Source organism: Enterococcus sp. AZ078, assembly GCF_051714985.1.
Lineage (GTDB): Bacteria > Bacillota > Bacilli > Lactobacillales > Enterococcaceae > Enterococcus_B > Enterococcus_B hirae.
Genome location: NZ_JBIOSW010000001.1, coordinates 1614651 through 1629266 on the forward strand (window position 1 = coordinate 1614651; position 14616 = coordinate 1629266).

13 protein-coding genes are annotated in these 14616 nt (G+C 37.3%); 3 read left to right on the forward strand and 10 right to left on the reverse strand.

The genetic code is table 11. The features are described from left to right. Positions 1-72: 72 nt before the first annotated feature. From IGJ18_RS07535 to IGJ18_RS07545, 3 genes are read left to right on the forward strand one after another with little or no spacing between them, the layout of a single operon-like run. Complete coding sequence (locus tag IGJ18_RS07535) at positions 73-1293, forward strand: GNAT family N-acetyltransferase (RefSeq protein WP_010719052.1); 1221 nt, start codon at positions 73-75, stop codon at positions 1291-1293. Between the two features lie 16 nt (positions 1294-1309). Next, positions 1310-1804, forward strand: coding sequence for a nucleoside 2-deoxyribosyltransferase (locus IGJ18_RS07540; protein ID WP_010719051.1), 495 nt, complete (start codon positions 1310-1312; stop codon positions 1802-1804). Then, positions 1797-2462 (forward strand): hypothetical protein, encoded by a 666-nt coding sequence (locus IGJ18_RS07545; RefSeq protein WP_438843108.1) that lies wholly within the window; start codon positions 1797-1799, stop codon positions 2460-2462. The genes IGJ18_RS07540 and IGJ18_RS07545 overlap by 8 nt, the downstream gene beginning before the upstream one ends. A gap of 473 nt (positions 2463-2935) precedes the next feature. Here the strand turns inward: IGJ18_RS07545 and clpB are convergent, their stop codons facing one another. The 10 genes from clpB to IGJ18_RS07595 all read right to left on the reverse strand — a co-directional run bounded on the left by clpB (position 2936) and on the right by IGJ18_RS07595 (position 14590). Next, a complete protein-coding gene (gene clpB / locus IGJ18_RS07550; RefSeq protein WP_438843109.1) occupies positions 2936-5548 on the reverse strand; it encodes an ATP-dependent chaperone ClpB in 2613 nt (870 codons plus the stop codon). 213 nt (positions 5549-5761) lie between these two features. After that, positions 5762-6805, reverse strand: a complete 1044-nt coding sequence (locus tag IGJ18_RS07555) for a lysylphosphatidylglycerol synthase transmembrane domain-containing protein (protein ID WP_438843110.1) — start codon at positions 6803-6805, stop codon at positions 5762-5764. Positions 6806-6815: 10 nt separating this feature from the next. Then, complete coding sequence (locus tag IGJ18_RS07560) at positions 6816-7088, reverse strand: DUF1294 domain-containing protein (RefSeq protein WP_438843111.1); 273 nt, start codon at positions 7086-7088, stop codon at positions 6816-6818. Between the two features lie 26 nt (positions 7089-7114). Then, positions 7115-8020 carry a diacylglycerol/lipid kinase family protein gene (locus IGJ18_RS07565; protein WP_025480176.1) on the reverse strand — a complete coding sequence of 302 codons (906 nt, stop codon included), beginning with the start codon at positions 8018-8020 and terminating at the stop codon, positions 7115-7117. Between the two features lie 133 nt (positions 8021-8153). Then, complete coding sequence (gene pepT / locus IGJ18_RS07570) at positions 8154-9386, reverse strand: peptidase T (RefSeq protein WP_010719045.1); 1233 nt, start codon at positions 9384-9386, stop codon at positions 8154-8156. 14 nt (positions 9387-9400) lie between these two features. Then, entirely contained in the window at positions 9401-10522 is a 1122-nt protein-coding gene (locus IGJ18_RS07575) for a Nif3-like dinuclear metal center hexameric protein (RefSeq protein ID WP_438843112.1), read from the reverse strand. Then, a complete protein-coding gene (locus IGJ18_RS07580; protein WP_063627171.1) occupies positions 10522-11220 on the reverse strand; it encodes a tRNA (adenine(22)-N(1))-methyltransferase in 699 nt (232 codons plus the stop codon). The genes IGJ18_RS07575 and IGJ18_RS07580 overlap by 1 nt, the downstream gene beginning before the upstream one ends. 116 nt (positions 11221-11336) lie before the next feature. Then, positions 11337-11771, reverse strand: a complete 435-nt coding sequence (locus IGJ18_RS07585; protein WP_438843113.1) for an LptM family lipoprotein — start codon at positions 11769-11771, stop codon at positions 11337-11339. 504 nt (positions 11772-12275) lie between these two features. Next, positions 12276-13202, reverse strand: a complete 927-nt coding sequence (gene dnaI / locus IGJ18_RS07590; RefSeq protein WP_438843114.1) for a primosomal protein DnaI — start codon at positions 13200-13202, stop codon at positions 12276-12278. Next, positions 13202-14590, reverse strand: coding sequence for a replication initiation and membrane attachment family protein (locus IGJ18_RS07595; protein ID WP_438843115.1), 1389 nt, complete (start codon positions 14588-14590; stop codon positions 13202-13204). Before IGJ18_RS07595 ends, dnaI begins: the two co-directional genes overlap by 1 nt. Between the last annotated feature and the right edge of the window lie 26 nt (positions 14591-14616).

Below are 14616 nucleotides of genomic sequence, written 5' to 3' on the forward strand. Positions count from 1 at the left end.
TAGTCAGCTTTAGAAGTTTTTTTTATGAAAATTTGCTATACTAATAACAAGTAAATAATTGGAGATGAAAGAATGGATGAAAAAGATTTCAGAGAAAATCTTGAATTAAAACCTGTTACTGAAAAAGATGTTGATCAATTCAATGAGTTATTGTCTTATGTCTTTCAAGTAACAGAAGCAGACATCGAAGAAAGTGGTTTTGAAAGCAAAGGGGCATTTATTCGCTCCAAGCGCCCAATTTTGGAACTATCGGAAGTATTTGGCTGGTTCCACCATAACAAATTGATTTCTCAAATTGCGATCTATCCATGTGAAGTCAACATCCACGGTAAACCCTACAAAATGGGGGGCGTTACCGGTGTCGGAACGTATCCTGAATATGCAAATCATGGATTGATGCAAGATTTGATCTTGGTTGCGTTAGATAATATGCGTAAAAACAAACAATGGATCTCTTATCTTTATCCCTATAGCGTGCCTTATTATCGACGCAAGGGTTGGGAAATCATGTCTGATAAGTTGACATTTAAAATTCGTGATACCCAATTACCGAAGAATGTTCCTGTGGATGGAATGGTTGAACGATTACCAGTAGATCATCCAGATGTTTACCGAGTGTATCAGAAATTTGCGGCTCAAAATCACGGTGCTTTGTTTCGTAGCCAATTTCATTGGGAAGAATATTGGCGCTTTGAAAATAAAGAGGAACGGACAGCTGCGATCTACTATACGAAAGAGCATGAACCAATTGGTGTTTTATTTTATTGGGTCGCTGAAGAAATTTTCCATGTTAAAGAGATGTTTTACTTGAATCAAGAAGCTCGGAATGGTCTATGGAATTTTATTTCAGCACACTTTTCAATGGTTTACTGGGTTCACGGTGACATCTACAAAAATGAGCCACTGGCTTTCTTGATTGAAGATAGTCAAATAAAAGAACAGATCGAGCCTTATTACATGGCGAGAATCGTAGATGTCAAAGAGTTTCTGAAGCAATTCCCCTTCGTTTCTACTGCGAAACCTTTCCACTTTGTTGTCGAGGACCCTATCGCCTCATGGAACAATGGTGTTTTTGGGTTGGTCTGGAACGAAGACGGACAATTGGATGTCGTGGACGAACCTGTCGGACAATCGGTTCAGTTGTCCATTCAAACATTAAGTTGTTTGATGATGAATTATCGTCGCCCTTCTTATCTTGCAAGGATCGAACGAATCAAAACAGATGATGAAACACTTAAAACACTTGAATTGATTCTTCCAAATATGGAAGCTTATTTCAGTGACTATTTCTAAGAAAAGGACGATGAAAATGAATATTTATTTTGCTGCCCCGCTTTTTGCGAAAAGTGACTTATTATATAATGCGAAACTTGTAGAAGAAATCAGGAGTCTTTCCAATGAATTAACCATTTATCTTCCGCAAGAAAACGAAGCGATCAATGATAAAACAGCCTATGCTGATAGTCAGATGATTGCTTTAGCCGATACAGAAAAGGTGTTGGAAAGTGATTTGATGATTGCACTATTAGATGGTTTGACCATTGATCCTGGTGTTGCATCCGAAATTGGTGTTGCCTATGCTAAAGGGATTCCTGTCATTGGATTGTATACAGATAGTCGGCAACAAGGCGGTACCCACCCGCAAAAAATTGCTGCTTTACAAGAAGTAGCTGAAAACCAATTCCATTATTTAAATCTTTATACAATTGGGTTAATCAAGCTAAATGGTGCTCTCGTAACTAGTGAAGAAGCGTTACTCAGTCAAGTAAAGACTTACTTAGATGGAGGTTTGAGCCATGAATAAGACAATGAAAAAAATCCAACTTGCACTTGTTGCTTTTGGTGTGTTTGTGGTTTGTTATAACCTTTATGAATTTATTACTAAAAAATATTCAACTACTCAGGGAGTTACTTTCATCATCGAATCTTTAACTGGGATTCTATTGATTTTTCTCCCTCAGATCGTTAGAAAGATCGCAAAATTATACGTTCCAGATGCCATTGTTTTATTTTATTGGTTTTTCTTGTTTATCTCCGTGTTCTTAGGTACCGGTATGCATTTGATCAGTATCATTTCATTCTGGGATAAAATTTTACACGCCGTTAGTCCTATGGTGTTGACTGCCCTAGGTTACGGATTGATCGGCTTATTATTGAAAGATGCACCAATTGCGAAGACTAGTCCATGGTTGTTTTTACTGTTTGGTTTTGCCTTTGCTGGCCTCTGTGGCGTGTTCTGGGAATTTTGGGAATTTCTCTGTGATCAATTCTTAGGAATGAATCTCCAACGGTTTGCCGCTTCAGATGGCACCTTATTTGTCGGACGAGCTGCTTTGATGGACACGATGGGTGATTTATTCACAAATACGATTGGTGCATTGGTCATGGGAATCTTTGCTTGGACCCAAGGAAGAAACAATCGTGATTATTTTGAAAATTATCGGTTGAAAATTTTGAAATAGAGCAAAAAAAATATCACATTAAAGAATTGTGACAAAAGTGAGATGCTTCCTAAAAATGGTGCGTGAAAACGTCAATGGTTAGGTAGCATCTCATTTTGTCTCACCCACTTATTTCTTATCATCAACCCTTACGGTTATTTTGTTACCATTCCCAATGAAAATTGTACTTAGTGACAAGGGTTGAAATGATGGGAACAAAGAAGATATTTACCTGACTACTCCTATTTATATGGGGAATAAAAACATTACCTTATGAGTAGATGAACTTGGAAATAACGATTGAGATCAACTTATTTTATGAATGATTTTTTCAGACTCATGACCAAATTACAAAAAAACAATAAAGCTAGGTTGTTGACCTAACTTTATTGTTTTATTTTTTTGAGAGCTGAGATGGTGTGTGACTCAACTTGAAATTTGATCGATTCTAGTGCTCGTCAACACACGTTTCCTTGTGAAAGTTCACCGTTTCTTTACTCTTCCGTGTCTTCAAGTTCTTCCGTTTGGAAATGAAGTTTCTCTGCTAGCAAGGTAATCGTTACTTTAGATTTTGGTAAGACGTGTCCTGCTACGATTTCTTTGGCTAATGGTGTTTCTACTTCTTTCGTAATAAAGCGTTTCAATGGTCGAGCCCCGTATGCTGGTTCGTAGGCATTTTCAGCGATCCATGTTTTGGCTTCGTCGCTGATTGTTAGATGAATTTCTTGATAATCCAATCGTTTTGCCAATTGTGCCACCATTTTATCAACGATTCCTTTCACATTTTCAAGACTTAATGGTGTGAATAAAATCGTATCATCGATTCGATTTAAGAATTCTGGTTTGAAATGACCTCGAAGGATCGTTCTTACTTGTTCTTCCACTTCTTCAGGGATAGTGCCATCTGCTGACACTCCTTCTAATAACAGTTGAGAACCAATGTTGCTGGTCATGATAAGAACGGTATTTTTGAAGTCAACCACACGTCCTTTAGAATCAGTTAACCGTCCATCATCTAATACTTGTAACAAGATATTAAAGACATCTGGATGGGCTTTTTCGATTTCATCGAGTAAAACGATCGTATAAGGATTTCTGCGAACGGCTTCCGTCAATTGTCCGCCTTCTTCATAGCCAACATAGCCTGGAGGAGCCCCAACCAAACGAGATACGGCATGTTTCTCCATATACTCACTCATATCGATCCGCACCATGTGCTCTTCAGAATCAAATAAGTTTTCTGCTAAAGCTTTCGCTAATTCTGTTTTCCCAACTCCGGTTGGTCCTAAGAATAAGAAAGAACCTAGTGGGCGGTTTGGATCTTGCAATCCTGCTCGAGAGCGAATGACCGCATCACTGACTGCATCTACTGCTTCATCTTGTCCAATCACACGTTTATGCAATGTTTCGTTGAGCTTGATTAGTTTTTCTCGTTCCCCTTCCACTAATTTTGTGACTGGGATACCAGTTAAACGTCCAACCACTTGCGCAATTTCGTTTTCAGTGACTGATTCTTGAACCATTTTGATTTCACTGTCTTTAGCTTTTGCTTCCAATTCCTTTAATTCTTTTTCTAATTGAGGAATCGTTCCATGTCTTAGGACGGCAGCCCGTTCTAAATCATAGTTGTTTTCTGCATCTTCTAATTCATGTTTGGCTTTATCGATTTCCGCACGTTTAGAAGAAACGCTATTGACTTCTTGTTTTTCTGTTTCCCATTGCATTTTCATCGAGTTTGCTTCTTCACGAAGATCAGCTAACTCTTCTTGTAGATTTTTCAAACGTTTTTTACTTGCATCGTCGGATTCTTTTTTCAATGCTGCTTCTTCGATCTCTAATTGCATCAAGCGACGAGTCACTTGGTCTAGCTCAGTCGGCATAGAGTTCATTTCTACTCGGATCGTTGCACTTGCTTCATCGATCAAATCAATTGCTTTATCTGGTAAAAAGCGGTCTGTGATATAACGGTCAGATAAAGTTGCAGCAGCGACTAATGCATTATCATGAATGTTGACTCCATGATGAATCTCAAAACGTTCTTTCAATCCTCGTAAGATACTGATTGTATCTTCTACTGTCGGTTCTTTGACTAAGACTTTTTGGAAACGTCGTTCTAATGCTTTATCTTTTTCCATATATTGACGATATTCATCTAATGTAGTAGCACCGATTAAATGCAATTCACCTCGAGCAAGCATTGGTTTCAATAAATTTCCAGCATCCATGCTGCCTTCAGTTTTCCCTGCACCAACGATATTATGGATTTCATCAATAAATAAGATGATTCGTCCATCACTTTTCTTGACTTCTTTCAGCACAGCTTTTAATCGTTCCTCAAATTCACCACGGAATTTAGCACCAGCAATCAATGCCCCCATGTCTAATGAAAAGATCGTTTTATCTTTTAAGTTTTCTGGCACATCTTTTCGTACGATACGTTGTGCTAACCCTTCTACAATTGCTGTTTTACCGACACCAGGTTCACCAATCAATACTGGATTATTCTTGGTTTTACGAGATAAGATACGGATAACATCCCGAATTTCTTCATCACGTCCAATGATTGGATCCATTTTCCCGCTTCTGACTTGTTGAACAAGATCAACGCCGTATTTTTCTAATGCTTTGTATTGTTCTTCTTGATTTTTAGATGTCACCTTTTCTCCTCCTCTCATGTCTTCGATATTTTTACGTAACTCTTTTTCTGATAAACCATTTTTGGTCAAATAAACCGTCAATGGATAATTTTTCAATTTCATTAAGGCTAAAATTACGATCTCTGTTGAAAGAAATTCATCGCCAAAACTTTCTCTTAACTGGTCAGCTTCATTCAATAAACGGAATAGATTTTGACTTAGATTCTGACCATATTGGACGTTTCCTCCTGAAACTGTGGGATATTCATCTAATACACGATCTACTTCCTTTTCAAACGTATCAACATCCATTCCCGCATCAGTGTATAGATTGCGCCCAAAATGGTTTGGTTGTAAAAAAATCTTCCACAAATGCGCAATATCAATTTCTTGATGTTTTCTTGTGACAGCAATTTGTTGCGCTTCAGCGATCGCTTCTTGAAGCGTGGTTGTCATTTTTTCAATGTTCATTTTACTTACCTCCTGAATATAAAATTTCAATATTCAATATGATACATCTCGTTCCAATAATCATTATACCTCTTTGGTCAGTCTTGGTCAAAAGATAACCTTACTTATTTTATCGAAAACAAATGACAAAAAAAACACAACAGAGGCCTCTTGGATGGACTTACTGTTGTGTTTTAGATTTAATAAAATGACTCTATACAATCGCTGTAATAATCAATTTGATTCTTTTTTGTTGTTTTTTACATCTTGGATCTCTTGTTTTATTACCCTTCGACGATCAGCAATCACGTAGAATAACCCATAAATAAAAGGTAAGATAAATGAGCTAAACCGATACAGTAATAAAGAAGAAAAAGCATCTACGGTTCCCACAAGTGGTCTGAATAACAATAGATAGACAAATTCAAATGAACCGATTCCAGCTGGGGTAGGGATGACACCAGATAAAACTACCGCAAAACTGATAAATGAAAAGGTCAAGAGAAAGTCGATCGTGGGATGGTTTTCAACCAAAAAGAGATAGGGCATGATATACCAAAAAATAAGTTTGACCATATTCCAAAAATAGATGCGTAATAGAGCTGTTCGATCTTTGACAATTGTCTGGACAGTTTCTCTCAACGAATAGATTTGTGTATTACATGTATCTACCCAACTTCTGATGCGTTCACTTCGAAACAGTTTGTTTGAGATACTCACAAAGAAAATTTGTAGATTCAGACTCATTGAGACCATCAATAAAAAGGCAATGATCAGCCCAGTTAAAATAATGCCAGCAATAATGAACCAAATCATGTTTGGTCCTTTGGAATAAAATAAAGAGAACTGGATGATCAAACCAATGATCGCATAGGTAATCACGGCTAATTTATACATAATCATATGCAACGCAGTGACACCTGCACCTTGTGAGTATTTCATTCCTTTTTTATTATAAAAATAAATTTCTGAAATCAAAGTTCCCGTTCCAAATGAAACGATTCGATAAAATGCAATATAGCAAGACGTCCAAAAACCATCCCAAGTGGAAAATGTTGGTTCGAACGGCTGGGCAATCTCTTTGATCGAACGACCTTCTGCCACCTGATAGATCGTTCCTAACAAGAATGACGCTACCAGAACGATAAAGCTTGTAGACAGCAATTCAGCGAAAATATCTGCAAAAGATTGGTTGATCAAATAATAAATAATGGCAAAAATTCCAATCAATAAGAATAGATTTAACGCTATTTTCGTTTTTGCACCTTTTGTCGCCATCAATTACTCCTTAATGAAAAAAATAAATAAACAGTAAATCCACCAATACACCCAGTACAAATCCTACTGTAAATTTCTTTTTTCTCGTTTTATGATGGAATACTTTACGAGAAATTAATCCCCCAATTCCACCGCCTAATAAACTAACAAAAATCAAATTATTTTCTGGAACGCGCCAACCGCCTTTTTTTGCTTGATACTTATCGTAACCCATCAAACAAAATAAATATAAATTGACAATCACTAAATAAAACCACAAAGGATTGTGTAGTAAAGCTTCCATACGTGTTTTCCTCCACCTCTAGCACATCATTTTTGCTCTTCTTTAGGAGCAAAGACCGACAACCCTTTTTTGACTACGACTAATTCGATAGGCAGATTATCTGTCGTATCACCATCTGTACGAGTGCCAACTGATTTTTCCCGTGCTTGGATATTGATTTGACTAGCAGTCAAATAATTGATACCTGGGACAGAGTAAATTTTTCCTTTGATTAAACGAGGCAAATAAAAAACAAATCGAAAAATATCTAAAGATGGGATGATTGTGACATGAAACATACCATCATCGGGTGAAGCTGAATCATCAAAATTCGTATAACCACCTACTGAGTTAGACATTGTGACTGTCAATAATTGTGTTTTTCCTCGCCAATGTTCTTTTTCTGTTTTGATATCTAAATGATACTTTCTCTTTTTTAATAATAACTTGATGAACCGTTTGATAAAAATCCAAGAACCATATTTTTGCTTTTCTTTTTGACTGATCCAAACAGCTGTATCTGCCAGTATACCGATCGTTAAAGTTGAGATAATGACTTCATCATTGACTTTTCCATAATCGATTTGACGGATTTGTCCCTCTAAGATAATGTCTGCAGCTTTTTCCTTTTCTAATGGAATACCGAGAACACGGGCTAAATTATTGACTGTTCCTCCTGGTAGTAATCCTACTTGATAATGCTCAAGTTTATCTTGAAAAGCCTGTACAATATGATGGATCGTACCATCGCCTCCGATTACGATTAAGGTATCTGCGTGCGTTTCTTCAGCTTTTTTGACTAATGTCTCATGCTTGATCGAAGGACCTGTTTCCGTTAGATTGATGATTAGTTCTGGTCGTTTCTTTAAGGCATATTCTTTAAACCAGCTTGCTAATTTTTCACCTTCATCTTGTCCTGAGCTTTGATTATAAAAAACTAGCAATTTTTCCATTTCTTTCTTCCTCCCATTTTTACACAAAAACCAAGGGGTCAGACGTTCCATTGTTGGAATACGCCCACCCCCCAGCTAAAAGGATAGATCCACTTCGTTCACTTACTTGATCCATCCACGTTCCTATTTGATTTTATACGTTTGTATTCAATTCTGCAATTTTTACAATCACATCTGTTGCTTTTTCCATCACTTGCAGAGAAACAAACTCAAATCGGCCGTGCATATTTTCGCCACCTGCGAACAAATTAGGCGTTGGAATGCCTAGATAAGAAATTTTCGATCCATCTGTTCCACCTCGTACTGGTTCAATCACAGGCTCGATTTCTAAATCGATCATCGCTTGTTTTGCTAATTCAACAATACTCATATCTTTTTCAATAATTTCTCGCATATTATAGTACTGATCATACATATCAACTTTCACACGTGTCTGATCGAAGCGACTATTTAGTTTTTCTTGGATTTCAGTAATTTTTGCTTTCCGTGCTTCAAATTTTTCTCGATCGTGGTCACGGATAATATAACTCATAGTTGCTTCTTCGACATTTCCATTTAATCCCATCAAATGGAAGAACCCTTCATAACCTGTCGTTTTTTCTGGGACTTCATCTGCTGGTAGTTGATTATGGAAGTCTATCGCTAATTGTAATGCATTGATCATCGTATCTTTGGCTGTACCAGGATGGACATTTTTTCCTTGAATTGAAATATTAGCCTGAGCTGCGCTGAATGTTTCATATTGTAATTCGCCTAAAGGTCCACCATCAACGGTATAGGCAAAATCAACATCAAACTGCTGGACATCAAATTTATCTGCTCCTACCCCAATCTCTTCATCTGGTCCAAAAGCTACTTTAATCTCACCATGAGGGATAGTTGGGTTTTTCAGCAGAATTTCCATTGCGGTCATAATTTCAGCGATCCCAGCTTTATCGTCCGCACCTAACAACGTACTGCCATCAGTTGTGATCAATGTGTGTCCTTCGTAGTTTTTCAAATTAGGGAAGTCTTTGGTATTTAATGTATAATGTTCTTCACTATCTAGAACAATCGTTGATTCCCCATCGTAGTTCTCAATGATTTGTGGATTAACATTTACTGCATTGAAATCTGCGGTATCCATGTGAGCAATAAAACCGATCGAGCGAACTTTCTTTTCAATGTTACTTGGCAATGTTCCTATAACAAATCCATTTTCTTCATTGTAAAATACATTGGTTAGTCCTAAATCTTCTAATTCCTTTTTTAAGACTTGCGCAAAAGCGACTTGTGTTTGTGTCGAAGGAGTCGTTTGACTACTTTCATCAGATCTGGTTTCAGTCTTAACATAGCGTAAAAAACGTGGTAAAAGATTTTCGTACATACAACAGCTCTCCTTTAGTTAAATTGAAATGGGTTCGTATCCGTTTCTGAAACAAAGAAATCAACGGTCCAATTTTCTTCTTGTTTCCATTTCTCAAATTTTTCGACAAACTTTTCTTTACATAAAGATTCAATATAATGACCTGGATCAATCGCAATCAAGCCTGCACTTTGCATATCTTGAGCTGTGTGGTAATAGATATCTCCAGTAATATAAACATCCGCTTTTTGAGCTACTGCATAAGGATAGAACTTTTCGCCACTACCACCACAAATGGCGATTCTTTTAACAGTGCTCTTTGTATGAGTTGGACGAACAACTCGTAGCCCTTCTAATTGGAAGACTTCTTTTACTTTAGATACAAAGGTATCTAAATCAAGCGCTTCTGGTAATTCTCCGATTCGACCGATCCCCCAGGTTTGAGTCGGTTCGTCAATTGAAAACAAATCAAATGCTACTTCTTCATAAGGATGGACACGATACATAGCTGATAACACTTTTTCCTCACGGTCTTCAGGAAAAATCACTTCCACTTTAGCTTCTTCTACCTTTTCTAGTTGGCCATTTTTACCAATTGCGGGATGTGCCTGTTCATTCGGTCGAAAACGACCTTCGCCAATACTGGTAAAACTTGTATGATCGTAATGACCTTGTTCACCCGCACCAGCCTCAGCTAAAGCCTTACGTAATTTGTCAGCGTCTTCAATCGGTACATAAACAGCTAGTTTTTTGTAATGCCTTGTATGTGTCTTTAACAAATAATTTTCGACATTGATTCCTAACGCTTCACAAAACCAATCATTCAATCCATCCTCGATAATATCCATATTGGTATGTGCTGCATAGACAGCAATATCATGTTTTAATAAATCAGCATACATTTTTTCTTGTGGATGATCCGTTGTTAATCGTTTAATTGGTCGAAAAATGGGAGGATGTTTAGCGATTAACAAATCAATCTTTTTTTCGATGGCTTCTTGCACAACTTCTGGACGAACATCTAACGTCATCATTATGCGTTGAATCGGTTTATTTAATGTTCCGAAGTGTAGCCCCACAGGATCTCCTTCTTCAGCCAACCATTGAGGACAATATTCTTCAAATTTGCGAATAAATTCATTACCGTTGATCGCCATTAAGCTAAAACCTCCTCGATCATCTGAATTTCTTTTTTTATCGCTTCAACACGTTCTTCTTGGTTCTGTGCTTGTGCCAATTGTTTTAAAATCGCTTGTCTTTGTTTTAATTCTCTTTGCCATTTCTTTTGGAATACCACTGTTTTTCCTTGCAATAAAAATGGACCAAACAGAATCTCTTCCTCATTATAGATATGCTTAGTCGATGTTTTTTCAGCTACAATGATTTCATAGATTTTTTTGTTTTCCTCTAAAATCTCTTCTGCAATGATTTGATAGTGATTGTCTTGCAACCATTTTCTCACTGCTTGCTCGCCAATATTTGGTTGGAGAATCAAACGCTCCTTCCCTGTTAAACGATGTTGTTTGGCGCCTGCTTCTAAAATATCTCGAATCAAAGCCCCACCCATACCAGCAATCGTGATCGCATTGATCTGATCTGTTGGCTCAATCGCATCTAATCCGTTAGCTAAACGAACAACGATCCGCTTTTCTAAACCATTTTTCTGTACTTGTTTTTTTGCTGACTCATAAGGGCCTTTCACCACTTCGCCAGCTACAGCAAATTCAATTTTATCCTTTAACATTAATGCAACTGGCAAGTAAGCGTGGTCAGAGCCAATATCTGCTAAAAACGCTCCTGTTGGGACATGTTCTCCCACTAATGCTAAGCGTTTCGATAAATCTAAGTGGTTCATACCTTCACTCCTTCCCCCTCATTATAACATTTTCCCTATAAATGAAGGAGATTTGAAAAAGAAAAATTTCAAATCTCCTGATGAGCTATTTGCTTTTACGAAACGTTTAACACTGACTATTCAATAACTCTTACCTCAACGATCGAATTACCAGGAATTTGCGGAGGGATTGACATTGTCATAATTGGTTTTTCTTTTAAAGTAAACTTGATCTCGTCACCTTTTTGAAAAGATTCCTTCCCTCCGACTAATTGATCATTCGAAACATTTAGTGTTACACCATCATTATCAAAAGAGGTTCCAATATTCTCGGGGTCTTCGATTTCATCAACATTGACCACTTTGATTTGAATGGTATTATCGACTGAGTCATCAATACTTTCAATTTCACCCTTAAAAATACTTTGTCCTTCGTTAGAAGAATCCTTCGCTTTAGTCGTTGTTTCCGCACTAATCGAATCGATCGATGCCTCATTTTTATCTCCATTACCACAACCTGTTAGCGAAAAAAGTAACCCAGTCGCCAACAAACAAGAAAAAATCACTTTCATATCTTTATCCTCCGGCTAATTATTTACATTACTTCAATTGATGATCGTTCTTTGACTTTTTATTTAGTTGACGATAATCAATACATTCTGTTTTTAGTCGTTCAATTTTGTTTTTGATACTTGTTCATCAGAAATTTATGGTTGTCTTTTTTCGTTACCATGATGACTATTGATCAGGCATAAGCTTCTGTAATCATCACTCTATCCAGTATGACACCACTTTTGTAGCTTGTTACGATCAAAAAAGTGGCGTTAAGTATGAATTCAGATACACTTTCATCTCAAATTATGAGTTTCTTGAATAACTAAGTGAACATCGAGAGTCATTGAAAAGAGAATTATTTGCAGACTTCTCTCAATTAATTGTTTGCATTGCTTATTTTCCTACCCATCAAAGCAATAGGCAGGAAATAGGGCAATAACTAATTCAGCAAAAGGCTTTCTCGATCACATCTTCTAAGCCTACTAAGGCTACAATTATGACTTCTATGCTTTCTCTTTTCGCTAGCCATTTCTTCGATTGCGTCCAGTCATTTCAATTTCTTTCGTCAAGTAACGGATTCGTTCCATGATTCGTTTGGCTTTCAATGGTTCTTCATCTCCACGCTGCGTCACAGCAAGATGTTGTTCCAATTCATTCATTGTAAAATTAGATGAGAAAAAGGTTGGCAGTTGCTCTTGCATTCGATATTGCAAGATCACACCAAAGACTTCATCTCTGATCCAACTACTCATGGCATCAGCGCCAATGTCATCCATCATTAAAATGGGTGAACGTTTGACCGCATCTAGTTTTTCTGCGACTTGATCTTTTCCAATCGCTTGTTTCATTTCAACAGCAAAAGTTGGAAAATGGACAAGTGTAGTTGTAAAGCCTTTAATGGCTAGTTCTCTGGCAGTCGCTCCTAAAAGATAGGTTTTTCCTATTCCAAAGCTGCCAACTAAATAGAGTCCTTTGTGATAGTCTTTGGGACTTGCACTATAATTTTCCACAAAGTCTAATGCTTCAAAGCTCGCATAGCTCCGTCCATCGGTACGCTCAAAATTATTGAAAGAAGCATCTTGGATATCTTTTGGCATATCGACAGCTTTGATCCGGTTCCTGATTTCTTCTTGTCTTTTCTTCGCCAATAAGGCTTCTGTTGGAACATAAGTCACATCGACATAATGAAAATTCAAGGTTAGCTTGGGCTCATAGCCAGGAGCGATCATCGTAGGATCATTTTTTTTGTATTTTCGTTTTTCTTGGACAAATTCATATAGTTTTGCATAACTTTTTTCGATATCTGCTTGTGTTAATTCATCTTTGTGATCCGCCAAAAAGGCTTGCACATCTGGATCGTTGAGGACTTCTTCGATCATTTCAGCATATTTTTGTTGATAATTTCGCTGGCTGATGATCCGCTTTAATTCTTTTCCTACATCTTCCATTAGCTATCTCCCTCCTTCTTGGCAAAATATTCTTTGAATCGTCGTTCGATCTCCGCTTTTTTCTCACTACTGATTTTTTTCTCTTCTTTTGGTTGGTTGACCCAATCTGGTAGTTTCTCACGACGAACGTTTCGACGATTAGTTGAATAATTCTGGTTGGTATTTTTAGTATTTTGTTTGCCTTTGCTATTGGTTTTCCGAATATGTTCAATGGCTTCTTCTGGGGTCATGATCTTTTTTTGTGCCCATTCGTTAGCGATCGTGTTGACAAAGCTTGCGGTTAAGCTAGGACGATCTTTGATTACTAAGACATAATTGATCAGGATATTGATCAAACTATTCGACAATCCCGATTGTGAAACTAAATCCTGTAAAAGCCAAGTTTCTTGTTTTGAGACATAGCCGCCTTTTGCTTGTTTCAGTGCCTCTAAGTATTTCACTGGCGGAATGCTTTTGGCTTCGTTCACTAACTGTAGTGTCGCATTTGTCAGAGCAGTTGCTTCCTTAGGTGTCTCATACTGATTGGCAGAGGTTGCTTCTTCTTTTTGATTAGTCAATGTATTTGTTCGCTTCGTCTGTTGGTTCACCAATACGATGCGTTGAAGCTCTTTGACAGATACTGTCTGCTCAGAAAAATCATACGCTTGTACGACCCATTCACCTAATGTCAACTCATCCACGCCATAAAGTAAATGATACATTGTTAACTGTTCCTTCAATGATTCATCTAGATTCATGATATGTTTTTTTGCCAACCAATCTGTCAAAAAGCGCCAATCAAGAGTGGATTGTTCCATGGACTTCCCCAGATCAGCTGATTTGGTTGTAAATGACTGTTGGTTTTCCTCGAGTTTCTCTTGATCTGCAGCATAAGTTTTTTCATTAAAGCGATATACTTCTAAAAATTTCTTCGTGATCTTTTGATAATCATTCGTCGAAAAATGTTCCGGCTGAAATAGTTGGATCAACTGATCGAAACGCCGTTGACCGACTTTTTCTAATAGCAGAAAAGACAATAATGTATCTTTAAAAAATGCTAACGGTTCAATTGGCTCAAGTAACTCATAAATAAAACATCCCCCTAAGCTAGGGTCTTCTTTGAAAAAAACTTCTAAAAGTCCGATCCCTTCTAGTTTTTTTCGTGCTTCATAAAGCTGAGGAATACCACAATTCAAGCTACTTAACAGATCAGCATGTAATCCTTCCGGTCCAACGCCTTTTTGTAAAGGAATTTCTGATAGTAAGGTAAAATACAAACTCAAAGCTTCACTGCCGATTAATGGCTGGTAGAGATAAAGTAATGAGGATTTCCCTTCTTCTCTTAGCGGATAGCTTTTTCTTCCTTGGTAGATATTTTTAGGTTGAAGCTCTTTCCATGCGTTATCCAAGGAATTTGGCCTCCTTTTATGACTTG